The sequence below is a fragment of the Pseudomonas sp. B12(2026) genome (assembly GCF_057767015.1).
This window is the reverse complement of record NZ_CM173430.1, coordinates 2719805-2743290: the sequence shown is the minus strand read 5'-3', so window position 1 is coordinate 2743290 and position 23486 is coordinate 2719805. Positions and strand designations below refer to the sequence as shown.

General features: G+C 69.3%; 19 protein-coding genes. 10 read left to right on the top strand and 9 right to left on the bottom strand.

Annotated elements, in window-relative coordinates; genetic code table 11:
- Nucleotides 1-49: 49 nt before the first annotated feature.
- From AC3B6A_RS12745 to AC3B6A_RS12720, 6 genes are all read left to right on the top strand, one after another.
- Nucleotides 50-2215 carry an FUSC family protein gene (locus AC3B6A_RS12745; protein ID WP_488403190.1) on the top strand — a complete coding sequence of 722 codons (2166 nt, stop codon included), beginning with the start codon at nucleotides 50-52 and terminating at the stop codon, nucleotides 2213-2215.
- Nucleotides 2205-2411 (top strand): DUF1656 domain-containing protein, encoded by a 207-nt coding sequence (locus tag AC3B6A_RS12740; RefSeq protein WP_488403189.1) that lies wholly within the window; start codon nucleotides 2205-2207, stop codon nucleotides 2409-2411. Before AC3B6A_RS12745 ends, AC3B6A_RS12740 begins: the two co-directional genes overlap by 11 nt.
- A gap of 1 nt (nucleotide 2412) precedes the next feature.
- Complete coding sequence (locus tag AC3B6A_RS12735; RefSeq protein WP_488403187.1) at nucleotides 2413-3378, top strand: HlyD family secretion protein; 966 nt, start codon at nucleotides 2413-2415, stop codon at nucleotides 3376-3378.
- A gap of 62 nt (nucleotides 3379-3440) precedes the next feature.
- Nucleotides 3441-4085, top strand: coding sequence for a lipopolysaccharide core heptose(II)-phosphate phosphatase PmrG (gene pmrG, locus AC3B6A_RS12730; RefSeq protein WP_488403185.1), 645 nt, complete (start codon nucleotides 3441-3443; stop codon nucleotides 4083-4085).
- A gap of 61 nt (nucleotides 4086-4146) precedes the next feature.
- Nucleotides 4147-5607 carry a mechanosensitive ion channel domain-containing protein gene (locus AC3B6A_RS12725; protein WP_488403183.1) on the top strand — a complete coding sequence of 487 codons (1461 nt, stop codon included), beginning with the start codon at nucleotides 4147-4149 and terminating at the stop codon, nucleotides 5605-5607.
- 494 nt (nucleotides 5608-6101) lie between these two features.
- Complete coding sequence (locus AC3B6A_RS12720; protein WP_488403182.1) at nucleotides 6102-6851, top strand: class I SAM-dependent methyltransferase; 750 nt, start codon at nucleotides 6102-6104, stop codon at nucleotides 6849-6851.
- Nucleotides 6852-6962: 111 nt separating this feature from the next.
- On the opposite strand, the gene AC3B6A_RS12715 is transcribed toward AC3B6A_RS12720, so the two are convergent.
- Nucleotides 6963-7595 carry a response regulator transcription factor gene (locus tag AC3B6A_RS12715; protein ID WP_488403180.1) on the bottom strand — a complete coding sequence of 211 codons (633 nt, stop codon included), beginning with the start codon at nucleotides 7593-7595 and terminating at the stop codon, nucleotides 6963-6965.
- Between the two features lie 11 nt (nucleotides 7596-7606).
- Entirely contained in the window at nucleotides 7607-9865 is a 2259-nt protein-coding gene (locus AC3B6A_RS12710; RefSeq protein ID WP_488403178.1) for a PAS domain-containing sensor histidine kinase, read from the bottom strand.
- 204 nt (nucleotides 9866-10069) lie between these two features.
- Between AC3B6A_RS12710 and AC3B6A_RS12705 the strand changes: the two genes are divergently transcribed.
- Together AC3B6A_RS12705 and AC3B6A_RS12700 are read left to right on the top strand one after the other, a co-directional pair.
- The gene (locus AC3B6A_RS12705) at nucleotides 10070-11692 is read left to right on the top strand and encodes an acyl-CoA synthetase (protein WP_488403177.1); all 1623 of its coding nucleotides are present in this window, start codon (nucleotides 10070-10072) and stop codon (nucleotides 11690-11692) included.
- 196 nt (nucleotides 11693-11888) lie between these two features.
- Entirely contained in the window at nucleotides 11889-12512 is a 624-nt protein-coding gene (locus AC3B6A_RS12700; RefSeq protein WP_488403175.1) for a class I SAM-dependent DNA methyltransferase, read from the top strand.
- A 210-nt stretch (nucleotides 12513-12722) separates the two neighbouring features.
- Here the strand turns inward: AC3B6A_RS12700 and AC3B6A_RS12695 are convergent, their stop codons facing one another.
- The 4 genes from AC3B6A_RS12695 to AC3B6A_RS12680 all read right to left on the bottom strand — a co-directional run bounded on the left by AC3B6A_RS12695 (nucleotide 12723) and on the right by AC3B6A_RS12680 (nucleotide 17053).
- On the bottom strand, nucleotides 12723-14162 hold the full coding sequence (locus tag AC3B6A_RS12695) for a short-chain fatty acid transporter (RefSeq protein WP_488403174.1): 1440 nt from the start codon (nucleotides 14160-14162) through the stop codon (nucleotides 12723-12725).
- A 202-nt stretch (nucleotides 14163-14364) separates the two neighbouring features.
- Entirely contained in the window at nucleotides 14365-15546 is a 1182-nt protein-coding gene (locus AC3B6A_RS12690) for an acetyl-CoA C-acetyltransferase (RefSeq protein WP_488403173.1), read from the bottom strand.
- Between the two features lie 125 nt (nucleotides 15547-15671).
- Entirely contained in the window at nucleotides 15672-16328 is a 657-nt protein-coding gene (locus tag AC3B6A_RS12685; protein ID WP_488403172.1) for a CoA transferase subunit B, read from the bottom strand.
- A 26-nt stretch (nucleotides 16329-16354) separates the two neighbouring features.
- Nucleotides 16355-17053, bottom strand: a complete 699-nt coding sequence (locus tag AC3B6A_RS12680; protein WP_488403170.1) for a CoA transferase subunit A — start codon at nucleotides 17051-17053, stop codon at nucleotides 16355-16357.
- A 152-nt stretch (nucleotides 17054-17205) separates the two neighbouring features.
- Between AC3B6A_RS12680 and AC3B6A_RS12675 the strand changes: the two genes are divergently transcribed.
- The gene (locus AC3B6A_RS12675; protein WP_488403168.1) at nucleotides 17206-18108 is read left to right on the top strand and encodes a LysR family transcriptional regulator; all 903 of its coding nucleotides are present in this window, start codon (nucleotides 17206-17208) and stop codon (nucleotides 18106-18108) included.
- A 138-nt stretch (nucleotides 18109-18246) separates the two neighbouring features.
- Here the strand turns inward: AC3B6A_RS12675 and AC3B6A_RS12670 are convergent, their stop codons facing one another.
- Both AC3B6A_RS12670 and AC3B6A_RS12665 read right to left on the bottom strand, forming a co-directional pair.
- Nucleotides 18247-19278: an ABC transporter substrate-binding protein gene (locus AC3B6A_RS12670; protein WP_488403167.1), complete on the bottom strand. Its 1032-nt coding sequence runs from the start codon at nucleotides 19276-19278 to the stop codon at nucleotides 18247-18249.
- 83 nt (nucleotides 19279-19361) lie between these two features.
- Complete coding sequence (locus AC3B6A_RS12665; protein ID WP_488403166.1) at nucleotides 19362-20135, bottom strand: class II aldolase/adducin family protein; 774 nt, start codon at nucleotides 20133-20135, stop codon at nucleotides 19362-19364.
- 169 nt (nucleotides 20136-20304) lie between these two features.
- On the opposite strand from AC3B6A_RS12665, the gene AC3B6A_RS12660 reads away from it, so the two are divergent.
- Nucleotides 20305-21702 (top strand): aminotransferase-like domain-containing protein, encoded by a 1398-nt coding sequence (locus tag AC3B6A_RS12660; protein ID WP_488403164.1) that lies wholly within the window; start codon nucleotides 20305-20307, stop codon nucleotides 21700-21702.
- Nucleotides 21703-22091: 389 nt separating this feature from the next.
- Here the strand turns inward: AC3B6A_RS12660 and codA are convergent, their stop codons facing one another.
- Nucleotides 22092-23333 (bottom strand): cytosine deaminase, encoded by a 1242-nt coding sequence (gene codA, locus AC3B6A_RS12655; protein WP_488403162.1) that lies wholly within the window; start codon nucleotides 23331-23333, stop codon nucleotides 22092-22094.
- Nucleotides 23334-23486: the final 153 nt, after the last annotated feature.

Sequence of the window (23486 nt, the reverse complement as noted above, 5' to 3'; positions counted from 1 at the left end):
CCCGGCCCTTGCGCCGGGAGCTTCGTCACGTCGACACGAGGGGGCCGGCATGCCATCGCTGCTGCTGTATCTGCGCGCTGTCATCCATCCGGGCAGGGACACCCTGCTGTTCGCCCTGCGCACCGTGCTGGCCGGGCTGCTGACCCTGTACCTGGCGTTCCTGCTGGACCTTGAGCAGCCCAAGTGGGCGACCATGACGGTGGTCATCATCAGCACCCCGCTGGCCGGCATGACCCTGCAGAAAAGCTTCTCCCAGGTGGTCGGCACCACCGTCGGCGCCATCGTCGCGGTGGCGATCATGGCGCTGTTCCCGCAGGCGCCGCTGCCCTTCATCGTCACCCTGGCGGTGTGGCTGGCGATCTGCACCGCCGGCGGCACCCTGACGCGCTTCACCCACTCCCACGCCTTCGTGCTCAGCGGCTTCACCGCGGTGATCGTCGCCCTGCTGGCCCAGCCCGACCCCGACTCCACCTACACCCTGGCCATCACCCGGGTCACCGAGACCCTGCTCGGGGTGGCCTGCGTGACCCTGGTCAGCCTGTTCTTCGCCCGCCCGCAGAGCGTGGCGCGGGGCTATTTCGCCAAGGTCGACCAGTTGATCCGGCTGATCGCCGTGCACGCCGCGGCGGTGATCCGCGGCGAGGAAGCCGAGGAGGACTTCCAGCGCCGGCAGATGCAGCTGCTGGGCGAAATCTCCGCGCTGGAGATGCTGCGCCGCCACCTGTACTTCGACGCGCCGCGCCTGCGCGGCGCCGACGAACTGGTGCAACTGCTGGCCAACCAGCTGGTGCTGATGACCTCGCGTCTGGCCATCCTGCGCCGCCAGCGCAAGCTGATCGAGGCGCGCCTGAGCGGCCCGCTGCCGGAATCCGTGCAGCGCCTGCGCGAGGACGAGTTGGCCTGCCTGGAGCAACTGGCCGAATACGGCCGCAGCCTGCCGGGCCCGGCGCGCAAGCGCATCACCCGCCTGCGCCAGCGCTTCGACGCCGCCGCGCGCCAGGCCGAGGACCTCGCCGACGGCCTGCCCACCTCGCTGCGCTCCCTGGCCTGGGCCCTGCGTTTCGAGCAGGCACGGCTGATGCAGCAGCTGGACGAGATGATCGAGCTGAGCGACGCCATCCAGGACGGCCGGCCGGGCAGCTGCACCGCCCACCGCAGCCAGGCCCACGGGCTGCACCTGGACTTCCACCTGGCGGCGATGAACGCCACCCGCGCCTTCCTCGCCCTGTCCTGCGCCGGCTGGATCTGGGTGCAGACCGCCTGGGACGGCGCCCGCGCCGGGATGATCCTGGTCGGCATCCTCTGCTCCATGCTGGCGACCTTCCCGCGCCCGCTGCTGGCCAGCCAGGCCTACCTGCGCGGGCTGGCCCTGGCGCTGGTGGCGGCGGCGCTGCTGCAGTTCCTGCTGCTGCCGGGGGTGACCGACTTCGAGATGCTCGCGCTGTACCTCACGCCGCTGCTCTACGTCATCGCTGTCGGGCTTTCCAACCCGCAGACCGCCGGCATCGGCATCGGCCTGGGGCTGACCACTTTCCTGCTGGTCGGCCCGCAGAACCAGGGCGCCTGGATCAACACCTCGCTGCAGTGGTTCGAATTCGCCGGCGGCTATGTCAGCGCCGGCGTGCTGGCCATGCTGGTCTACGCCTGGGTGTTCCCCTTCGATGCCGACGCGCGCCTGCGCCGCCAGTCGCGCCGGACCCGCGCCGAGGTGCGCGCGGTGCTGCTGTCCAAGCCCAGCGAGGCGCGCCGCTTCCTGTTCGAGAGCCGCATGGTCGACCGCCTGGCGATCATGCTCGGGCTGCTCCCCGCGGCCCGCGACGGCCAGTCCGCCGAGCGCTTCCAGTGCAGCCTGGCGAGCATGACCCTGGGCGTGGTGCTGCATCATCTGCGCCGCGAAAGCCTCAACGCCGAGGGCCTGCCCGATGCGCTGCGCGAACGCCTGTCGCTGGTGCTCGACGAACTCGCCGCTTGCCTCGACCAGCCGCCGGCCGCGCGCCTGGAGCGCGTGCTGTCGGCGATGCGCGAGCTGGGCGTGGAGCTGGACGACCTGCAGGGGCACGGCGCCCACACCGGCGGCGAGTCGATGCGCCCGGTGTTCGTCAGCGGCGTGGCGCTGCTGGTCGCCGCCGACCTGCTGGAACGCTTCCGCGAGCTGTTCAGCGAACCGCGCCAGCTCGACGACAGCCCGCGAGGCCAGGCACTCCATGCCCGTTGATCTCGAACTGGGCGGGGTCTACCTGCCGCCGCTGGCCCAGGCCCTGCTGCTGGCCCTGCCGATCTTCCTCGCGCTGCTCTGGGGGCTGCGCCAGCTGGGCGTGCTGCGCCTGGTCTGGCACGAGGCGCTGTTCGAGGGCGCGCTCTACGCCATCATCAGCGCCGGGCTGATCCTGCTCATGGGAGCGCTGCACTGACATGTTCGACCTTCGCAAGGCGCTCCCGCCGCTGATCACCCTCGCCGTGGTGGCGCTGGCCCTGGTGCTGGGCAGCTACGCCTGGCTCTACTACACCCGCGCGCCGTGGACCCGCGACGCCCGCGTGCGGGCCGACGTGGTGTCGCTGTCGGCGGACGTCACCGGGCGCATCGTCGAGCTGCGCGTGCAGGACAACCAACGCGTCAGCAAGGGCGACCTGCTGCTGCGGATCGACCCCGCCCGCTACGAGCTGGCGGTGCAGCACGGCGAGCGCGCGGTGGAAGTGGCGCGGGCGGCGCTGGGCCAGTCGCAGGCGGCGATCGTCGCCAACCAGGCGCTGCTGCGCCAGCGCCAGAGCGAGGAAGGCCGCCGCCGCGAGTTGAAGGCGCGCTCGGCGATCTCCAACGAGGAATGGGAGAAAGCCAGCACCGACGTGGCCGTGGCCGAGGCCCAACTGCTGCGCGAACAGGCCAACCTGGGCCTGGCGCAGGCCAACGTCAGCCTCGCCGAGGCGGCGCTGCGCCAGGCGTGCCTGGACCTGGAGCGCACCCGCGTGCTGGCGCCGGTGAACGGCTACGTGACCAACCTGCTGACCCGCGCCGGCGACTACGCCACCGCCGGCAACGCGCTGGTCGCGGTGGTGGACAGCGACTCCTTCCATGTCAGCGGCTACTTCGAGGAAACCAAGCTGCCGCGCATCCACGAAGGCGACCGGGTCCACGTCGAGCTGATGAGCGGGGAACGCTTCGACGGCATCGTGCAGAGCATCGCCTTCGCCATCAGCGACCGCGAGAACCTGCCCGGCAGCCGCCTGCTGGCCAACATCAACCCGACCTACACCTGGGTCAAGCTGGCCCAGCGCATCCCGGTGCGCATCGCCATCGACCCCGGCTACGCCGGGCGCGGCCAGTTGCGCGCCGGGACCACGGCCACGGTCAGCGTGGTGGAGTCCGACAGCGCTCCGTAGCACGTTTGTCATCCCTGCCGGTCAACATGTGCCCATTCGCACCTCGTTACCCAGGGATCGCTGTGAACCCCAAGCACGCCGTACGATCCATCGCCAGAAACCCGTACCTGGCCCTCCTGCTGCTGGCCGCCGGCGTCCTGACGCTGTGCGCCTGGCGTTCGATCCTCCCGCAGTCGCTGGACAATCCCGACGGCGGCGCCTTCCAGCAACGCTGGATGCAGGGCCGGGTGATCCTGCTGATCCGCCACATGGAGCGCTGCGACCGCTCCAGCGCCCCCTGCCTGGGCGCGGCCGACGGCATCACCGCCCGCGCCGCCGAACTGGCCCGGGGGATGGGCCAGGCCATCGCCCACTACGGCCTGGCGGCCACCGACATCTACAGCAGCCCGATGACCCGCACCGCGCAGACGGCCGACCTGATGTTCGACCACCGCGTGACGCGCCAGGACTGGCTCTTCGCCTGCAAGACCGGCGACCTGCTCAGCCACATCCGCGAGCACAAGGCCACCCGCCGCAACCTGGTGCTGGTGACCCACAGCGAGTGCTTCGACCGCCTGATGCACAACCTCGACGAGCCCGAAGGCGAAACGCCCGAGTACGGCGAAACCCTGGTGCTGTTCGACAACGACAGCCTCTCGCCGCGGATCGCCGGCGAGATCGAGGTGCCCGACTGGGCGGAGCTCGCGCGCCAGCCGAACGCCGGCTGAGGCGGCTGCCAGAACCCGGTTTCTGTGCCATCTTGTGCGCATCGTCCCACGGAGAGGCGCGATGCCCGCCCTGCTCACCCAACACCCGCTGTTCGGCGCCCCGGCGCTGCTGCTGCTCGACCTGCTGCTCTGGCGCCTGGTCGGCGCGGCCCATCCGCACTGGCGCCTGGCGCTGCGCGTGCTCTGCTTCCTGCTGTTCAGCCTGCTGCTGTTCAACGCCGGGATGAACCCGCTGCGCGCCGCGCCCTGGGCCGATGACCTGCCCAGCCACATGGTCGCCACCGGCCTGCAGATCATCTGGTGGCTGTTCGCCGCGCGCTGCCTGACCGAGGTGATCGGCTTCCTCCTGGTGCAGCGCGTCGGCCACGCCGGGCGGCTGCTGCAGGATGTGGTCGGCGCGCTGGTCTTCCTCATCGCCAGCATCGCCGCCGCCGGCTACGTGCTGGAGCTGCCGGTGAAGGGCCTGCTGGCCACCTCCGGGGTGGTCGCCATCGTCCTCGGCCTGGCGCTGCAGAGCACGCTGAGCGACGTGTTCTCCGGCATCGTGCTCAACACCACCAAGCCGTACCAGCTGGACGACTGGATTTCCATCGACGGCATCGAAGGCAAGGTGGTGGAGATCGACTGGCGCTCCACCTACCTGCAGACCGCCCAGGGCACCCTGGCGGTGGTGCCCAACTCCCTGGCGGCCAAGGCCAAGGTGCTCAACCTCAGCCGCCCGACCAACCTCTACGGCCTGAGCCTGAGCCTGACCCTCAGCCCGCGGGTGCGCCCGCGCAAGGCCATCGACGCGCTGGAGCGCGCCCTGCGCGGCTGCCGCACGCTGCTGGCCAACCCGGCGCCGACGGTGAGCGTGCGTAGTTCCTCGCCCGCTGGCGTGGAGTACGAGCTCAACGGCTTCGTCGCCGCCATGGGCGAGAAGCGCGAGGCGCGCAACCAGCTCTACGACCTGGCCTTCCGCCACCTGCAGGCGGCCGGCATCGAGCTGCTCAGCGAGACCGACCTGCCCTCCCGCGAGCAGGCCTCCCGCGCCCGCGCGCTGCTGGTGCGCTCCGGCCTGTTCGACGCGCTGACCGACGCCGAACGCGACGAGCTGGCGGCGACCATGCAGCGGCGCTCGTTCAAGTCCGGCGAGGTGCTGCTGGCCACCGGCGATGTCAGCGACCAGTTGCTGATCATCGACACCGGCGTGGTCAGCGTGACCCTGCCGCGCGACGGACAGACCCTCGAAGCCGGCCGCATGGGCCCCGGCGAGGTGATCGGCGAAGCCGGCGTGCTCAGCGGCGCCGCCTGGCAGGCGCAGTTCACCGCGATCAGCGACGGTGCCGTGTACCGCATCGACAAGGCCGTGCTCGGCCCCTGCCTGGAAGCCCGCCAGGAGATCGCCGAAGCCATGACCCGGCTGCTCGACTTCCGCCAGAAGGCCAGCGCCGCGCTGCTGGTGGAACAGCCGGCGGCACCTCAGCAGCGCGGCGTGATGGCCTGGCTGCGGCAGCACGCCAGCCGCCGCTACAAGACCTGACGCCGCGCAGACCGGGCGATGCCCGGCCTGTGCAGGGCGCCGCTGATGGGTATCGCTTCGCTCCACCCATCCTGCGAACTCGCAGGCGGATACAGCGCCACAGGAGGGGAGCCAGGGTCGTAGGGTGGAAGTCGCCTTTTACTTCCACCATCGGCCCCGCGCGGAGGCCGATGGTGGATCGGTGAAGCGTGATCCACCCTGCGAAGGGCAAGAGCATCGCGGAGAAGCTCCGCTCCTACGAAAGCCCTGTAGGGTGGACATCGCTCTTCATGTCCACCATCGGCGTCCAGCTCAAGCCCCATGGTGGATGTGAACAGCGACATCCACCCTACGCATGAGACCGGGCGATGCCCGGCATGCACGGCGCTTTGCGTAGGATGGGTGGAGCGAAGCGATACCCATCCTACGAACTCGCAGGCGGATACAGCGCGGCGGTACCCATCCTCCGGCGGCTGCGGCAAGATGGGGCCCCTCCCGCCGCGACGAGGCCGGTCATGACCGATACCCGCACCCTGTTCAGCGCCCAGTCCGACGCCTACCGCGCCGGCCGTCCGACCTACGACCCGGCGTTCTTCGCCTGGCTCGCCCAGGCCGCGCCGGGCACGCAGCTGGCCTGGGATTGCGGTTGCGGCTCCGGGCAGGCCAGCGTCGATCTCGCCCGGCACTTCCGCCAGGTGGTCGCCACCGACATCAACGCCAACCAGCTGGCCCAGGCACCGCGCGAGCCGAACATCGACTACCGCTGCGAACCGGCGGAAAGCACCTCGCTGGCCGCCGCCAGCGTCGACCTCACCCTGGTCGCCCAGGCGCTGCACTGGTTCGACGTCGAACGCTTCTACGTCGAGGTCCGGCGCGCCTCGCGGCCCGGCGCGCTGCTGGCGGTGGTGTCGTACAACCTGCTGAACATCACCCCCGAGCTGGACAGCCTGGTCCGCCGGCTCTACCACGACATCGTCGGCCCCTACTGGGCGCCGGAGCGCAAGCATGTCGAGACCGGCTACGGCACCCTGCCATTCCCCTTCGAGCAGGTGCAGGCCCCGCCCTTCGCCCTGGAAGCGCAGTGGGACTTCCAGCGACTGCTGGACTACCTGTACAGCTGGTCGGCGGTGGCGAGCTACCGCCAGGCCACCGAACAGGACCCGGTGCAGGCGCTGCACGCGGAACTCCAGGCGGCCTGGGGCGAGGTGGAGGCGCTCAAGGTGAGCTGGCCGCTGACCATCAAGCTGGGCAAGGTCGGCGACTAAGCCCTTCGCCTCCCTGTAGGAGCGAGCTTGCTCGCGAACTGCTTGACGCCAGCGCCACCGGGAAGAGCTTCACGAGCAAGGACCCGGCGCCCCCTCCCTCCTGCAAGCGCCCTACTCCGGGCGCAGCTGCAGCGGATCGACCAGTCCGGCGGCAATCGCCATGCCCACCAGGTCGGCCAGCGTCCCGGCCTGCATGCGCTTCATCACCCGCGCGCGGTACAGGTCCACGGTCTTCACGCTGATGTCCAGCTGCTCGGCCACTTCGCGGCTGGTGTAGCCGCGCACCAGCGGCAGGAACACGTCGCGCTCGCGCGGGGTCAGCGCCGCCAGGCGCTCCTCCAGCTCGCCGAGCCCGGAGCGCGAGGCGTGCTGGCGTTCGCGGGAGCTGAGCGCCTGCTGCACGCTGTCGAGCAGCAACTGCTCGTTGTAGGGCTTCTCGATGAAGTCCACCGCGCCGGCCTTGAAGGCGCGGATCACGATGGGCACGTCGGCGTGGCCGCTGACGAAGATGACCGGCAGCTCGATGCCGCGCCGGCGCATCTCCTCCTGCACCGCCAGGCCGCCCAGCCCCGGCATGCGCACGTCGAGCAGCACGCAGGCGTGGGCCTCGGCCGGGCAGGCGTCGAGGAATTCGCGGCCGCCGGTGAACGGCAGCGCCTTCAGGCCGACCGATTCCAGCAGCCAGACCGTCGAGTCGAGCATCCGCTGGTCGTCGTCCACCACATACACCACCGCCGTTTCCATCGCAGTCTCCGTCATTGTTGTTCTGCCCTTCCCGCCGGCAGCCGGCACTCCAGGCGCAGGCCGCCGGTGGCCGCCGCGCGGGCGTCCAGCGTGCCGCCGAAGCCTTCGACGATGCCGCGGCTCATCGACAGCCCCAGGCCCAGCCCTTCCGGCTTGCTGGTGAAGAACGGCGTGAACATCTGGTCCAGCGCCTCGCCGCTGGCGCCGGGGCCTTCGTCTTCCACCCAGACGCACAGCCGGCCGTCGTCCTCGCGGCAGCTGCCGATGCGGATGCCCGAAGGCTCGCCGGCATGGCGCTCGCGGTTGGCGTCGATGGCGTTGCGCAACAGGTTGAGGAACACCTGCTCCAGCAGCACCCGGTCGGCGTAGACGGGCGGCAGATTCTCCGTCAACGCTTCGATGATCGCCACCTCCGCGCTGGCCGCTTCCCAGGCGCAGAGGCCCAGCGATGCGCGCGCCAGTTCGTTGAGGTCCAGCGCCTGCATGCGCCGCTGGCCCTTGCGCAGGAAGGCGCGCAGGCGGCGGATCACCTCCGAGGCGTGGGCGGTGTGCTCGACGATCTGCGCCAGCCCCTGGGCCACGCGCTGCGCGGCTTCCGGCTGGCTGTCGAGGGTCTTCAGGTAGCGCTGGCTGGCGCTGGCGTAGTTCATCACCGCGGCCAGCGGCTGGTTCATCTCGTGGGCGATGCCCGAGGCCAGCTCGCCCAGGGTCACCAGGCGTGCGGTGTGGGCCAGTTCGTCCTGGTGCCGGCGCTGCTGGTTCTCGCGCAACTCGTGCTCGGTCATGTCGCGGCCGACCAGCGAGTAGTAGCGCTCGCCACCGGCGGTGGAGTGCGCCAGCAGCACCAGCGACAACGGCACCGCATGCCGGCCGGCGCCCGCGCGCAGGCGGCCTTCGGCGCTCCACACGCCGTCGCGCCGGGCGCTGTCCCAGCCTTCGCGTTCGAGCGCCGCCAGCAGGCCGTCGTCGAGCACCGCGGCGACGGACTCCGGCAGCACCTCGCCGTCCAGCCCCAGCGCGCGCCGCGCCGAGGGGTTGAGGTAGGTGATGCGCCCGCCCGGATCGACGAACAGCACCAGGTCGGTGTTGGCCTCCACCACTTCGGCCAGCCGCCGCAGGTTCTCCTCGGCCAGCACCCGCGCGGTGATGTCGCGGGACACGCTGACCACTTCCATCACGTTGCCGGTGTAGGTCTCGCGGATGGCGCGGCTGGCGGTCTCGAACCACAGGTAGTGGCCGTCGCGATGGCGCAGGCGGTAGGTCAGGGTCGCGTAGCCCTCCGCCAGCAGCGCGTCGCGGGTCCGTTCGGCGACCCGCTGGCGGTCCTGCTCGTGGAGCAGCGGCGCCATCGCCTGACCTCGCAGCTGTTCCGGCCAGTAGCCGAGCAGCGTCCAGGACGCCGGCGAGACGTCGAGCAGGCGGCCGTCGAGGGTGCGGCGGGAAATCAGGTCGGTGGTGTTCTCGATGATCTGCCGGTACAGCCGGCTGGCCCTGGCCGCTTCGCGCTGCTCGCGCAGTTGCGCGGTGACTTCGCGGCCGTGGACCAGGACCTGGCGCTCGGCGGGGTCGGGCACGAAGCTCCAGAGGAACTGCCGGCCTTCGCGCTCGCCGACCACCTCGTGCACCGCCCGCCCCTGTTCCAGGCAGGTGCGCAGCAACTGCGCGTGGTTGCTCGGCAGCAGGTCGCGCGGCTCGGCGCCGGCGAACCCCGCGAGCAACTGGCGCAGGGCCTGGTTGCAGTCGACCAGCGCGGCGGCTTCGTCCAGCACCAGCGCGGGCTGCGGGTCGGCGCTGAGCAGCGGCGCGGTGCGCTTCGCCTGACGGGCCAGGGCGAGGATTTCGCCGAGCAGCTCGCCGATCCACTCCAGCCAGGCCGCCGCCTGTTCGCACGGGCTTTGCACCAGCAGCAGCCCGGAACGCCCGGGCTGCAGCGGCAGCACCAGCGCCAGCCCCGTCCCCCAGCCGGCGCGGCGCAGGCGGCCGGCGAGCCAGCAGGGCACGCCCATCAGATCGTCCAGCGCCAGGCGCTGCCGGCCTTCCAGCCGTTCGGCCAGTGCCAGGTCGTTGGCCTGCTGCGGGTCGCCGCTGCCCGGCGGCAGGCGCGAGGCGCCCGCGATGGCTTCGAAACTTTGGCTGCGCGGCTGCCATTCGACGTACAGCGCGCGCTCCACGCCTTCGCGTTCGCGGCACAGGCGCTGCAACACGTCGGCCTGCACGGCGGCGGGCGCCTGCTCGCGCGCCAGGCGCACCAGGGTGTTCAGGTGAGACATGGTAGAGACTCGAAGGGACTTTCGATGAATATAGTATTTATACCATACACCTTAGGTTTAACTTCCATATCCAATACGACATTGCTATAAAACGCCCCAACGACCGGGCGGCAACCCGCCGCACCGGTCACGACCCGGCTACTGCCAAGTGCTCCACGGGTCAGTACAGAACAATGAGCTAACAATCAGCCACAGGGTGTTCCCATGCCGATCTTCGAACAGGGTCTGTCGCGCGCGGCCGTCAACCATAACGCGTTGTCGCCGCTGAGCTTCATCGAACGCACCGCCCAGGTCTATCCCGAGCGCACCGCCATCATCCACGGCAGCCTGCGCCGCACCTGGAAGGAAACCTACCAGCGCTGCCGCCGCCTGGCCTCCGCCCTCGCCGCCCGCGGCATCGGCCGTGGCGACACGGTGGCGGTGATGCTGCCCAACACGCCGCACATGGTCGAGGCGCACTTCGGCGTGCCGATGATCGGCGCGGTGCTCAATACCCTCAACGTGCGCCTGGATGCCGAGGCCATCGCCTTCATGCTGCAGCACGGCGAGGCCAAGGTGCTGATCACCGACCGCGAGTTCTACGACGTGATCCACGCCGCCCTGGGCATGCTCGCCCATCCGCCGCTGGTGATCGACGTCGACGATCCCGAATTCGGCGAAGGCCAGGCGGTCAGCCCGCTGGACTACGAGGCGCTGCTCGCCGAGGGCGACCCGGAGTTCGCCTGGCAGTGGCCGCAGGACGAGTGGGACGCCATCTCCCTCAACTACACCTCCGGCACCACCGGCAACCCCAAGGGCGTGGTCTATCACCACCGCGGCGCCTACCTGAGCTCGCTGGGCAACCAGATGATCTGGTCCATGGGCCAGCATCCGGTGTACCTGTGGACCCTGCCGATGTTCCACTGCAACGGCTGGTGCTTCCCGTGGACCGTCACCGCGCTGGCCGGCACCCACGTCTGCCTGCGCCGGGTCGACCCGCAGAAGATCCTCACGCTGATCCGCGAGCACCAGGTCACCCACCTGTGCGGCGCGCCGATCGTGCTCAACGCGCTGATCAACATGCCCGACTCGGCCAAGGCCGCCATCGACCACCCGGTGCACGCCATGGTCGCCGGCGCCGCGCCGCCGGCCAAGGTGATCGGCGCCGTGGAGGAAATGGGCATCCACGTCACCCACGTCTACGGCCTGACCGAAACCTACGGCCCGGTGACCGTCTGCGCGTGGCACGAGCAGTGGGACGAGCTGCCGCTGGACGAGCGGGCGCGCATCAAGTCCCGCCAGGGCGTGCGCTACCCGACCCTGGAGGGGGTGATGGTGGCCGATCCGAAGACCCTGGAGCCGGTGCCGCGCGACGGCCTGACCATCGGCGAGATCTTCATGCGCGGCAACACCGTGATGAAGGGCTACCTGAAGAACCCCACCGCCACCGAGGAATCCTTCGCCGGCGGCTGGTTCCACACCGGCGACCTGGCGGTCTGGCACCCGGACGGCTACGTGGACATCCGCGACCGCCTGAAGGACATCATCATCTCCGGCGGCGAGAACATCTCCACCATCGAGGTCGAAGGCGTGCTCTACCGCCACCCGGCCGTGCTGGAGGCCTCCGTGGTGGCGCGCGCCGACGAGCGCTGGGGCGAAACCCCCTGCGCCTTCATCACCCTCAAGAGCGAGCACGCCGACATCACCGCGCAGGACATCATGGCCTTCTGCCGCGAACACCTGGCCGGCTTCAAGGTGCCGCGCACCGTGGTGTTCACCGACCTGCCCAAGACCTCCACCGGGAAGATCCAGAAGTTCATCCTGCGCGACCGGGCCAACGCCCTCTGATCACCTCCGCGCGCTCCCGGCGCCATCCCGCCGGGAGCGCGCCGGGCCGGCGCGGCCCGTTCCGAATTCCGATTGAGCGTGATTGCGCGGCCAGCCCCCCCCTTGGGTTGCGCCGCGCTTTTTTTCGCCCGGATGCAGGGCGCATGACGCCTGGCGCGGCATAGAATGTCCTTTTCCATCGACCCGCCACGCCGCCATGCTCGACGACCAGACCCTGCGCGACATTTCCCGCCTGACCCTGCAGCACTACCAGGACAGCGCCACCGCCTTCCGCGAAGGCACCTGGGAGCACGACGTCAGCCAGAACATCGCCGCCCTGCTGCACCATATCCAGGCCCAGCCGCCCTTCGCCCTGCTCGACTTCGGCTGCGGCCCCGGGCGCGACCTGTGCGTGTTCCGCTCGATGGGCCACCAGCCGGTCGGGCTGGACGGCTGCCCGAACTTCGTCGCCATGGCCCGCGAGGCCAGCGGCTGCGAGGTGTGGCAGCAGGACTTCCTCGCCCTCGACCTGCCCGCCGGGCGCTTCGACGGCATCTACGCCAACGCCAGCCTGTTCCACGTGCCGCGCCAGGAACTGCCGCGCGTGCTCGGCCAGCTGCGCGCCGCGCTGAAGCCGGGCGGCGTGCTGTTCGCCTCCAACCCGCGCGGCGACAACGCCGAAGGCTGGAACGGCCCGCGCTACGGCGCCTATCACGACTGGGAACACTGGAAGCAGCTGCTGGAAGCCGCCGGCTTCACCGAGCTGGAGCACTACTACCGCCCGGCCGGACTGCCGCGGGAGCAGCAGCCGTGGCTGGCCAGCGTGTGGCGGAAGGTGTGAGCAAGGCTGATTGAAGGCACGGCTCCGCCCGACAAAGCCCCTCCCCGCAAAAACATCCCCCGAACGAAGCGACGTCAGCTCCGGTGCCGTAACCCGGTCGATGGGTATCGCTTCGCTCCACGCCATCCTACGGTCCGCGGAACAGGCGCAATAAAAAGCCCGGATGTCTCGCGACATCCGGGCTTGCTGTCACCAGAGCCGAGTGCGTGGCTACGGCTGGACCGGCGGCAGGTATTGCAGGGTCGTGCCCAGCGCCCAGAGCAGGAACAGCACCAGGGGCACGTGGGCCAGCAGCTGGACGAAGGAGAAGCCGATCAGGTCGCGCGCCTTCAGGCCCAGCACGCCCAGCAGCGGCAGCATGTAGAAGGGGTTGATCAGGTTCGGCAGCGCCTCGGCGGCGTTGTAGATCTGCACCGCCCAGCCCAGGTGGAACTGCAGGTCGTTGGCCACCTGCATCACGTAGGGCGCCTCGATGATCCACTTGCCGCCGCCGGAGGGGATGAAGAAGCCCAGCACGGCGGAGTACACGCCCATCAGCAGCGCATAGGTGTCGTGGGAGGCGATCTGCACGAAGAAGGTGGAGATGTGGTGCGCCAGGGTCGCGCCGTCGCCGCCCTTCACCGTGGTGAGGATCGCCGCGATGGAGCCGTACAGCGGGAACTGGATCATCACCCCGGTGGTGGTCGGCACCGCGCGGGCCACGGCGTCGAGGAAGCTGCGCGGGCGCCAGTGCAGCAGCGCGCCGAGCATGATGAACAGCAGGTTGTAGGTGTTCAGGCCGGAGATCGCCAGGATCGCCGGCTTGCTGCTGAACTCGCTGACCAGCCAGCCGGCGGACAGCGCCACCAACAGCAGGATCAGCAGCGGGCTGTGCTCCAGCCACTCGCCCGGGCGGCTCGGCTTGAGCGCGGCCGGCGCGCTGAAGCTGACGTCCACGCCGCAGGCCTTGGCGTCACGGGCGCTGCCGGCGGCGGGCGCGGTCATGTAGGCGATGACCAGCGACACCAGCACCAGGGCCGCCAGCATCAGGCCGGACTGCCAGAGGAAGATGGTCTGGGTGAAGGGGATCACGCCGGTGATCGCCAGCAGCGAGGGCGGCAGGCTGGCCGGGTTGGCCTGCAACTGCGCGGCGGACGACGACAGGCCCAGCGCCCACACGGCGCCCAGGCCCAGGTAGGCGGCGGCGCCGGCGGCGCGGTAGTCCATCTTCAGCTCTTCGCGGCGCGCCAGGGCGCGCACCAGCAGGCCGCCGAACACCAGGGACAGGCCCCAGTTGAGCAGCGAGGCGAGCATCGAGATCAGGGCGACCCAGGCCACCGCCGAGCGGCCGTTCTTCGGCACGCGGGCGAACAGGTCGATGAGTCGGGACGCGGGGCCGGAACTGGCCACCACGTAACCGCCGATGACCACGAAGGCCATCTGCATGGTGAACGGAATCAGGCTCCAGAAGCCGTCGCCGAAGGCCTTGGCGGTGGAACTGACGGGGGCGCCCATGGCCAGGGTGGCGACGCTGACGATCAGCACCGCGAGGGCGGCGAACACCCAGGAGTCGGGGAACCAGCGTTCGGCCCAGTTGGAACAGGCCATGGCGAAGCGCGCGGAGCGGCTGTCCTGCAAGGCCGTGCGGGTGGGTTGCACGTGCGAATTCATAATGGTCTACCTCGTTGTTCTTGTATTGACTCATCGTTCGATGAGAAGCCGCCCGGCCTGCATTGGGTCGGGGGTGACGCAAAAGGCCTGGCGAATGCCGGGGAGCATCGCCGGGCCGGTTCGGCAGTGGTGCCTTCCGTGGGAGACCGGGCCGCGGGTGGGCGCGGCCCGGTAGTCGTCGATCGAGCGTCGCTAGCGGCCGTCAGTCACGCGCCAGCGCCAGGGCGACACCCTGGCCGCCGCCGATGCAGAGGGTCGCCAGACCTTTCTTGGCATCGCGGCGCAGCATTTCGTGGAGCAGCGACACCAGCACGCGGCAGCCCGAGGCGCCGATGGGATGGCCGAGGGCGATGGCGCCGCCGTTGACGTTGACCTTCCCGGCGTCCCAGCCCAGCTCCTTGCCGACCGCCAGGGACTGGGCGGCGAAGGCTTCGTTGGCCTCGATCAGGTCGAGCTGGTCCACCGACCAGCCGGCCTTCTCCAGGCAACGGCGGGTGGCCGAGACCGGGCCGATGCCCATGATCGCCGGGTCGACGCCGCTGCTGGCGTAGGCCTGGATGCGCGCCAGCACCGGCAGGCCGAGTTCGCGGGCCTTGTCGGCGCTCATCAGCAGCACGGCGGCGGCGCCGTCGTTGAGGGAGGAGGAGTTGCCGGCGGTGACGCTGCCGTCCTTCTTGAACGCCGGCTTGAGCTTGCCCAGGGACTCGGCGGTGGTGCCGGCGCGCGGCTGCTCATCGGTGTCGAAGGCCAGCGGCTCGCCCTTGCGCTGCGGAATCAGCACCGGGGTGATCTCGTCCTTGAGGCGCCCGGCTTCGATGGCCGCGGCGGCCTTCGCCTGGGATTGCGCGGCGAAGGCGTCCTGCGCCTCGCGGCTGATGCCGAACTTCTCCGCCAGGTTCTCGGCGGTGATGCCCATGTGATAGTCGTTGAAGGCATCCCACAGGCCGTCGACGATCATGCTGTCCTGCAGCTGGGCATGGCCCATGCGCAGGCCGGTGCGGGCCTTGGGCAGCACGTAGGGCGACAGGCTCATGCTCTCCTGGCCACCGGCGATGACGATGTCGGCATCGCCGCAGCGGATCGCCTGGGCGCCGAGGAACAGCGCCTTCAGGCCCGAGCCGCAGACCTTGTTGACGGTCATGGCCGGCACGCCATGCGGCAGGCCGGCGGCGATGGCGGCCTGGCGCGCGGGGTTCTGCCCGGCGCCGGCGGTGAGCACGTGGCCGAGGATCACTTCGTCGACCTGCTCGGCCGCGACACCGCTGCGCTCGAGCAGCGAGCGGATGATCAGCGCGCCCAGCTCGTGGGCCGGGATGTTCGCCAGGCTGCCCTGGAAGGCGCCGATGGCGGTACGGGTGGCGGCGACAATAACGACGTCTTGCATCTTTCGATCTCCTGAATCGGGTATCGCGCGTGCGCACGATGGCTGGAGCGAGGCGAAACCCTGCAAACAGAAGGGTTTCGCTGCACTGCGCGCTATCCTACGCGGCGCAGGGCGGTTTCGGGCGGCTAGAACGTCATTTCCACCACGTCGTCCGGAACGATCAGACGGCCGCCGGTCTTCTCGGCGATCTCGGCGATGCTCACCCCCGGCGCGGTCTCGCGCAGGATGAAGGCGCCGTTCTCGATCTCCAGGTAGGCCAGGTCGGTGAGCACCTTGCGGATGCAGCCGGCGCCGGTCAGCGGCAGCGTGCAGCGGTCCAGCAGCTTGGACTCGCCGTCCTTGGAGGCGTGGGTCATGGTGACGATGATGTTGTCCGCGCCGGCCACCAGGTCCATGGCGCCGCCCATGCCCTTCACCAGCTTGCCGGGGATCATCCAGGAGGCGATGTTGCCCTGCACGTCCACCTCGAAGGCGCCGAGCACGGTGAGGTCGACGTGGCCGCCGCGGATCATCGCGAAGGATTCGGCGGAGGAGAAGATCGAGGCGCCTTTCACGGCGGTGACGGTCTGCTTGCCGGCGTTGATCATGTCGGCGTCGACTTCGTCTTCGGTGGGGAACGCGCCCATGCCGAGCAGGCCGTTCTCCGACTGCAGCATCACTTCCATGCCCTCGGGCACGTAGTTGGCCACCAGGGTCGGGATGCCGATGCCCAGGTTCACGTAGAAACCATCCTGCAGCTCGCGCGCCACGCGCTGAGCCATCTGTTCGCGGGTAAGTGCCATGTGCTTGTCTCTCTTGTCCGGTGGGCTCAGAAACGAACGGTGCGCTTCTCGATGCGCTTCTCGAAGGTGCCTTGGATGATGCGGTCGACGTAGATGCCGGGCGTGTGGATCTGGGTGGGGTCCAGTTCGCCCGGCTCGACGATCTCCTCCACCTCGACCACGGTGATGCGGCCCGCGGTGGCGACCACCGGATTGAAGTTCTGCGCGGTGTGGCGATAGATGACGTTGCCGTAGTGGTCGGCCTTCCAGCCCTTGACGATGGCGAAGTCGCCAGTGATGGCGCGTTCCATCACATAGTGGCGGCCGTCGAACTCGCGCACTTCCTTGCCCTCGGCGACCGGGGTGCCGTAGCCGGTGGCGGTGAAGAAGGCCGGGATGCCGGCGCCGCCGGCGCGGAGTTTTTCCGCCAGGGTGCCCTGCGGGGTCAGTTCGACCTCCAGTTCACCGGACAGCAGCTGCTGCTCGAACAGGGCGTTCTCGCCAACGTAGGAAGCGATCATCTTGCGGATCTGCCGGTCCTCCAGCAGCACGCCGAGGCCGAAGCCGTCGATGCCGCAGTTGTTGGAGACCACGGTCAGGCCCTTCACGCCCATCCTGCGGATCTGCGCGATGAGGTTTTCCGGGATGCCGCAGATGCCGAAGCCGCCGGCCACCACCGTCATGTCGTCGGTGAGCCCGGCGAGGGCTTCCTCGTAACTGCCTACACGCTTGTCGAGTCCTGCCATGTTGCTGCCTCTCTTGTAATTGGAGTGCCCGACCCATCGGTCAGAGCGAGCCGGCAGCTTCTCCGCTCGGGACTGATTTGTTAAGTTTGTTTTTCCAATCGATTATTCCGTTTCCCTTATTAATAAGAGCGGATCAACAAGAGCCCATCTCCATGACCGTCAAGCAACTGCGCGCCTTCCTCGCCGTGGCCCAGACCCTGAGCTTCGCCCAGGCCTGCGAGCGCCTGCACCTGTCGCAGCCGGCCCTGAGCCTGGCGATCAAGAGCCTGGAGGAATCCCTCGGCGGCCAGCTGCTGGTGCGCACCACCCGCAGCGTGGCGCTGACCCCCGAGGGCGAGACGCTGCTGCCGCTGGCCCGCCGCCTGCTGGCGGACTGGGACAACGCCGAGGAGCTGATGCGCCAGCACTTCACCCTGCAGATGGGCAAGGTCTCCATCGCCGCCATGCCCTCCTTCGCCGGCAACCTGCTGCCCGCCGCGCTGCTCACCTTCCGCACCCGCCACCCGCGGGTGAACGTAGCGGTGCACGACGTGATCAACGAGCAGGTGCTGGAAATGGTGCGCAACCGGCGGGTGGAACTGGGCATCGCCTTCGAGCCGGAAAGCCTCGACGGCCTGGTGTTCACGCCCTTCTACACCGACCGCTTCGTCGCCGTGCTGCCGGCCGACTCGCCGCTGGCGCAGCGCGCCCAGGTCACCTGGGCGGACCTGCTGACGCAGAACTTCATCACCCTGCAGCGCCCGTCCGCCGTGCGCCTGCTGCTGGAAGACCGCCTCGCCGCGCGGCACGGCCGCCTGCCGGTGGCGTTCGAGAGCCACCAGCTGGTGACGGTCGGGCGGATGGTCGCCGAGGGACTGGGCGTCAGCGCCGTGCCCCGGCTGTGCCGGGCGCAGATGGAAGCACTCGGCGCGCGCTGCGTGGCCCTGCACGAACCGCGCATCGAACGGCGCGTCGGGCTGTTCTGCCTGGCCGAGCACAAACTCTCCAGCGCCGCGCAGGCGCTGAGCGACGTGCTGGTGCAGGGCACCGACTGGGCGGGGATGGAGCGGGAGTGAGCAGCGGGCCCAAGCCCCTGTAGGAGCGAGCTTGCTCGCGAACGGTGGCTCCGGAGCCGGGTGGTTCGCGAGCAAGCTCGCTCCTACAAAAGCGCATCCTGCGCGGAGTCCCCGGGCGATGGAGCGGCGCCCGGCCTCTTACGGCGCCTTCGCCGCCCAGGTGTTGAAGCGCAGCTCCAGGTCCTCGCCGTGGTCGACCCAGAAGGCGAAGTTCACCGGCACCGCCTGCTCCAGGTTGGCCGGCGCGGTGTTCAGGCGTTCCACCAGGGCCGGATCGAGCAGCGCGGTGGTGCCCAGGTTGACCGAGCCGTAGCCCAGCTTCACGGTGTGGATCTTCTGCTGCTCGGGCTTGAGCGAGAGGGCGATGAAGTCCTCGGCGGCCTGCTTGTTCGGGCTGCCCTTGGGGATCGCCCAGGAGTCGATGGCGTACAGGCTGCCATTCCACACCACCTTCATCGGCGCGCCCTCTTCCTGCGCGGCGAACACGCGGCCGTTGTAGGCGGTGCTCATCACCACGTCGCCACTGGCCAGGAACTGCATGGGCTGCGCGCCGGATTCCCACCACTGGATCGACGGCTTGATCTCGTCGAGCTTGCGGAAGGCACGGTCCACGCCCTCCTTCGTCGACAGCACCTTGTACAGGTCTTCCTTCTTCACGCCGTCGGCCAGCAGGGCGATTTCCAGGGTGTACTTGGCGCCCTTGCGCAGCGAGCGCTTGCCGGGGAATTTCTGCGTATCCCAGAAATCCGCCCAGCCGGTCGGCCCGTTGGGGAAGCGCTTGGCGTCGTAGGCCATGGCCATCGACCAGACCAGCAGGCCGGCGCCGCAGTCGGAGACGGTGCCCGGCACGTAGTCCGCGGTGCTGCCCAGCTTCGCCGGGTCGAGCTGTTCGAACAGCCCTTCGTCGCAGCCGCGCAGCAGCTCCGGGCCCTCGACCTGCACCACGTCCCAGTTGACGCTGCCGGTGTCGACCATGGCCTTGATCTTGCCCATCTCGCCGTTGTACTCGCCGGCGATCACCTTCGTCCCCGTGGCTTTCTCGAAGGGTTTGTAGAAGGCTTCGGTCTGCACGTCCTTGCTGGTGCCGCCGAAGGAGATCACGGTCAGGTCGGCAGCCATGGCGCCGGACATCACGCCCATGAGCAGGGCTCCCAGAATCGGGTTCTTCATTTCCACCTCTTGGCTTTGTTGTTGGCAGATTGTTCAAGCACGCAGGCGCCCGGCCTCTGCGGGCCGGGGCACGGTAGCAGCGATCAGCTGCGGTATTGCGCCTCGCTGTCGGCGATCAGGCGCAGCGCCGACTCCCACGCCAGTAGGTGCAGTCCACCGGCCAGCGCCTCCTCTTCCTGCACGGCGACGCGCTCGCACACGGCCTCCGGCGGGTAGCGCAGCTGGCGGCCGCCGGCGAGGGCCTGGACCTGCGCCTGGCAGGCGCGTTCGAGGAAGTAGATCTGGTTGAAGGCCTCGGCGATGCAGCGCCCGGTGGCCAGCAGGCCGTGGTTGCGCAGGATCATCACCATGTGGCTGCCCAGGTCGCGCACCAGGCGCGAGCGCTCGTCCGGGTCCAGGGCGATGCCTTCGTAGTCGTGGTAGCCCAGGCGGTTGTGGAACTTCAGCGCGTGCTGGCTGATCGGCAGCAGGCCGTCTTCCTGGGCGGATACGGCGATGCCGGCGGCGGTGTGGGTGTGGATTACGCAGGCCACGTCCTCGCGGGCGGCGTGCACCGCGGAATGGATGTTGAAGCCGGCACGATTGACGCTTTTCGGGCCGAAACGCGGGTCGATGACATCGCCGGCGTGGTCGACCTTGACCAGGTCGGAGGCGCGCATCTCGTGGAACAGCACGCCGTAACGGTTGATCAGGTAGTGCCCCGGCTCGCCCGGCACCCGCGCGGAGATGTGGGTGTCGATATGGTCGGTCCAGCGGAAGTGCGCGATCAGCCGGTACAGCGCGGCGAGGTCGCAACGCGCCTGCCACTCTTCGGCGGAAATGCTCGACGGATCGATGTTGTAAGCTGTGTCACGCATGGCGGGCGGTCCTTGTTCTTGTCAGGCGCGTGCGGCGGATTGCCGCTCCACGCCGCCGAGTGTGCCGGGCACGCCGGGGGCACGCCATGCACAGGGACAAGCCACTGCCTGCAGTGCTGTTATGGTCGAACGACCTGTACAGATTTCTTCTTATTGAACGGACCTCCGGATGCTGTTGCTCGACCCCACCTCGGACATTCCCCTGGTCACCCAGATCGTCGACGGCATCGCCCAGGCCATCGACGAGCAGCGCCTGCGTCCCGGCGCCAAGCTGCCCTCGATCCGCAAGTTCGCCCAGTCCAGCGGCGTCAGCCACTTCACCGTGGTCGAGGCCTACGACCGGCTGGTGGCGCGCGGTTGCCTGAACGCGGTGCCCAACGCCGGCTTCTACGTGCGTGGCCCGGCGGTCGAGGACAGTGCCGGCAGCGCGGCGCCGCCGGAGTTCGACTTCGACGCCCACCTGCTGCTGCACAAGGTGTTCCAGCCGCTGGGCATGGAGCTGCGCCCCGGCGTCGGCCTGCTGCCCGAGCACTGGCTGGACGGCGAAGGCCTGCAGCGCGGACTGCGCAGCCTGGCGCGGGAAGAACCCATACAGTTCGGCAACTACGGCCACAGCAAGGGCAACCCGAAGCTGCGCGGCAAGCTCGCCGACCGCCTGGCCGACGGCGGCGTGGCCGCCAGCCCGGAACAGATTCTCCTCACCGCCGGCGCCAGCCAGGCGCTGGACCTGGCGGTGCGCTACCTGGTGCAGCGCGGCGACCCGGTGCTGGTGGACGAGCCGGGCTACCACAACCTGTTCCTCAACCTGCGCCTGCAGGGCGCGCAACTGCTCGGCGTGCCGCGCAGCGCCGACGGCCTGGACCTGGACCGCCTGGAGCAACTGGCCCGCGAGCACCGGCCCAAGGTCTACTTCACCCAGGCGCGGCTGCAGAGCCCCACCGGCGGCAGCCTGTCCCTGGCCGCCAGCCACCGCCTGCTGCAACTGGCCGAGAAGTACGATTTCCTCATCGTCGAGAACGACATCTACGCCGACCTCGACCCCGCCGGCCAGCTGCTGCTGGCCAACCTAGACCAGCTGGCGCGGGTGATCTACATCGGCAGTCTGTCCAAGGTCATCGCCCCGGCGTTGCGCACCGGCTTCATCGCCGCCCACCCGGAACTGATCGAGGAACTGGTGCCGCTGAAGATGGTCAGCGGCCTGACCAGTTCGGAACTCACCGAGACCCTGGCGCTGGACATCCTCCTGCAGGGCCGCCACCGCAAGCACGTGCGCCAGCTGCGCGACCAGCTGAGCGAGGCCCACGACGGCGTGGCGCGGCGCCTGGAGGCCGCCGGGCTGGAAATCTTCCACGAGCCCCGCGCCGGGCTGTTCCTCTGGGCGCGCCACCGCGCGCAGGCCGACGCCACCCTCCTCGCCGACCGGGCCAAGGAGGCGAAGATCCTGCTGTTCCCCGGCCAGTTGTTCATGCCCGACGGCCGCAGCGTGCCGTGGATGCGCTTCAACGTGGCGCATTCGCTGGATGAGCGGCTGTACGACTTTCTCTCCCGTCAGGGCGACGCCCTGTAGGAGCGAGCTTGCTCGCGAACCCGCTTGACGCCGGCCCTGCCGGCGGATCGCGGACAAGGGCTAGGCGCCCCCGTCTCTCTCCCACAGGGGCGCTACTTTCGTAGGAGCGGACTCCGTCCGCGATGCTGTTGCAGCGTTATCCACCTGATGGGTATCGCTTCGCTCCACGCCATCCTACGAACGCAGTTCTTCTTCACCGAAGTCGCAGGCGCGCGCAGGGTCCCGTCAGGGTCGTAGGGTGGAAGTCGCTTTTTACTTCCACCATCGGCCCCCGCGCGGACGCCGATGGTGGATCGGTGAAGCGTGATCCACCCTACGAGAAGCAAGAGCATCGCGGAGAAGCTCCGCTCCTCCGGAAGCGGCGCATTTGTAGCGAACTCCGTCCGCCATCACCCCTCGATCAGCTCCACCTGCTCCGGCGCGCGCTTCATCAGTACGCGGCCATGGCGGATCGAATACAGCGCCTTGGTCTGCTGGCGCACCGCCTCGTAATCGCTGTCCACCCCCAGCACCAGCAGGTTCGCCGGGCGGCCGGCGGCGATGCCGTAGCGGTCACCCAGGTTCAGCGCGCGGGCGCTGTTGTCGGTGACCAGGTCGAGGCTGCGCTGCAAATCCTCGAAGCCCATCATGTGGCAGATGTGCAGGCCGGCATCCAGCACGCGCAGGAGGTTGCCGTTGCCCAGCGGGTACCAGGGGTCCTTGATCGAGTCCTGGCCGAAGCAGACGTTCATCCCGGCGCGGTCGAGCTCGGCCACGCGGGTCACGCCGCGGCGTTTCGGGAAGCTGTCGAAGCGGCCCTGCAGGTGGATGCTCTCGGTCGGGCAGGAGACGAAGTGGATGCCCGAGCGCTTGAGCAGGCGGAACAGCTTGGAGCAGTAGGCGTTGTCGTAGGAGCCCATGGCCGTGGTGTGGCTGGCGGTGACGCGCGCGCCCATGCCGCGCACGCGGGCTTCCTCGGCGAGCACTTCGAGGAAGCGCGAGTTGGGGTCGTCGGTCTCGTCGCAGTGCACATCCACCAGGCAGCCTGTGCGCTCGGCCAGGTCCATGAGGAATCGGATCGAACTGACGCCCTGCTCGCGGGTGTTCTCGAAGTGCGGGATGCCGCCGACCACGTCGGCGCCCAGGCGGATCGCCTCTTCCATCAGCGCGCGGCCGCCCGCGTAGGACTCGATGCCCTCCTGCGGGAAGGCGACGATCTGCAGGTCCGCCAGGTGCCTGGCCTCTTCCTTCACTTCCAGCATGGCCTTGAGCGCGGCCAGGCTCGGGTCGGTGACGTCGACGTGGGTGCGCACATGCTGGATGCCGTGGGCGGCGAGCATGCGCAGGGTGGTATGGGCGCGGGACTTGGTGTCCTCATGGGTGATGCTTTCCTTGCGCTGCGCCCAGCGTTCGATGCCCTCGAACAGGGTGCCGCTCATGTTCCACTCCGGCTCGCCGGCGGTGAGCGTGGCGTCGAGGTGGATGTGCGGCTCCACCAGCGGGGCGATGACCAGTTGGCCGCGGGCATCGAGATCGGCGCCGCTGGCGGCGACGGTGCCGCTTTGCGGCAGGACTTCGGCGATGGTCTCGTCCTGGCAACGAATGGTGAACAGGCCGGTTTGCCTGCGCAGCGTAGCGTTGATGATCTTCATGGCCATTCATTCCTGTCGTGGTGTGTTGGGCGCGACGGTCGTGGCCCACCGCAGACAATCTAGCCGAACCGCCGGCCACGATGACGATGTCGCCCCGGATGCGCCGCCACTCGAAGGCCGACTGGCACGATTCGCATCTTTCGATCGATTGCG

What these genes read in the sequence shown, in the direction of transcription:
- AC3B6A_RS12720 (WP_488403182.1), top strand. Translation starts at nt 6,102, where the DNA reads ATGACCGATACCCGCACCCTGTTCAGCGCCCAGTCCGACGCCTACCGC.
- AC3B6A_RS12725 (WP_488403183.1), top strand. Translation starts at nt 4,147, where the DNA reads ATGCCCGCCCTGCTCACCCAACACCCGCTGTTCGGCGCCCCGGCGCTG.
- AC3B6A_RS12660 (WP_488403164.1), top strand. Translation starts at nt 20,305, where the DNA reads ATGCTGTTGCTCGACCCCACCTCGGACATTCCCCTGGTCACCCAGATC.
- AC3B6A_RS12670 (WP_488403167.1), bottom strand. Translation starts at nt 19,278, where the DNA reads ATGAAGAACCCGATTCTGGGAGCCCTGCTCATGGGCGTGATGTCCGGC.
- AC3B6A_RS12715 (WP_488403180.1), bottom strand. Translation starts at nt 7,595, where the DNA reads ATGGAAACGGCGGTGGTGTATGTGGTGGACGACGACCAGCGGATGCTC.
- AC3B6A_RS12745 (WP_488403190.1), top strand. Translation starts at nt 50, where the DNA reads ATGCCATCGCTGCTGCTGTATCTGCGCGCTGTCATCCATCCGGGCAGG.
- codA (WP_488403162.1), bottom strand. Translation starts at nt 23,333, where the DNA reads ATGAAGATCATCAACGCTACGCTGCGCAGGCAAACCGGCCTGTTCACC.
- AC3B6A_RS12665 (WP_488403166.1), bottom strand. Translation starts at nt 20,135, where the DNA reads ATGCGTGACACAGCTTACAACATCGATCCGTCGAGCATTTCCGCCGAA.
- AC3B6A_RS12700 (WP_488403175.1), top strand. Translation starts at nt 11,889, where the DNA reads ATGCTCGACGACCAGACCCTGCGCGACATTTCCCGCCTGACCCTGCAG.
- AC3B6A_RS12695 (WP_488403174.1), bottom strand. Translation starts at nt 14,162, where the DNA reads ATGAATTCGCACGTGCAACCCACCCGCACGGCCTTGCAGGACAGCCGC.
- AC3B6A_RS12675 (WP_488403168.1), top strand. Translation starts at nt 17,206, where the DNA reads ATGACCGTCAAGCAACTGCGCGCCTTCCTCGCCGTGGCCCAGACCCTG.
- AC3B6A_RS12710 (WP_488403178.1), bottom strand. Translation starts at nt 9,865, where the DNA reads ATGTCTCACCTGAACACCCTGGTGCGCCTGGCGCGCGAGCAGGCGCCC.
- AC3B6A_RS12680 (WP_488403170.1), bottom strand. Translation starts at nt 17,053, where the DNA reads ATGGCAGGACTCGACAAGCGTGTAGGCAGTTACGAGGAAGCCCTCGCC.
- AC3B6A_RS12740 (WP_488403189.1), top strand. Translation starts at nt 2,205, where the DNA reads ATGCCCGTTGATCTCGAACTGGGCGGGGTCTACCTGCCGCCGCTGGCC.
- AC3B6A_RS12690 (WP_488403173.1), bottom strand. Translation starts at nt 15,546, where the DNA reads ATGCAAGACGTCGTTATTGTCGCCGCCACCCGTACCGCCATCGGCGCC.
- AC3B6A_RS12735 (WP_488403187.1), top strand. Translation starts at nt 2,413, where the DNA reads ATGTTCGACCTTCGCAAGGCGCTCCCGCCGCTGATCACCCTCGCCGTG.
- AC3B6A_RS12705 (WP_488403177.1), top strand. Translation starts at nt 10,070, where the DNA reads ATGCCGATCTTCGAACAGGGTCTGTCGCGCGCGGCCGTCAACCATAAC.
- AC3B6A_RS12685 (WP_488403172.1), bottom strand. Translation starts at nt 16,328, where the DNA reads ATGGCACTTACCCGCGAACAGATGGCTCAGCGCGTGGCGCGCGAGCTG.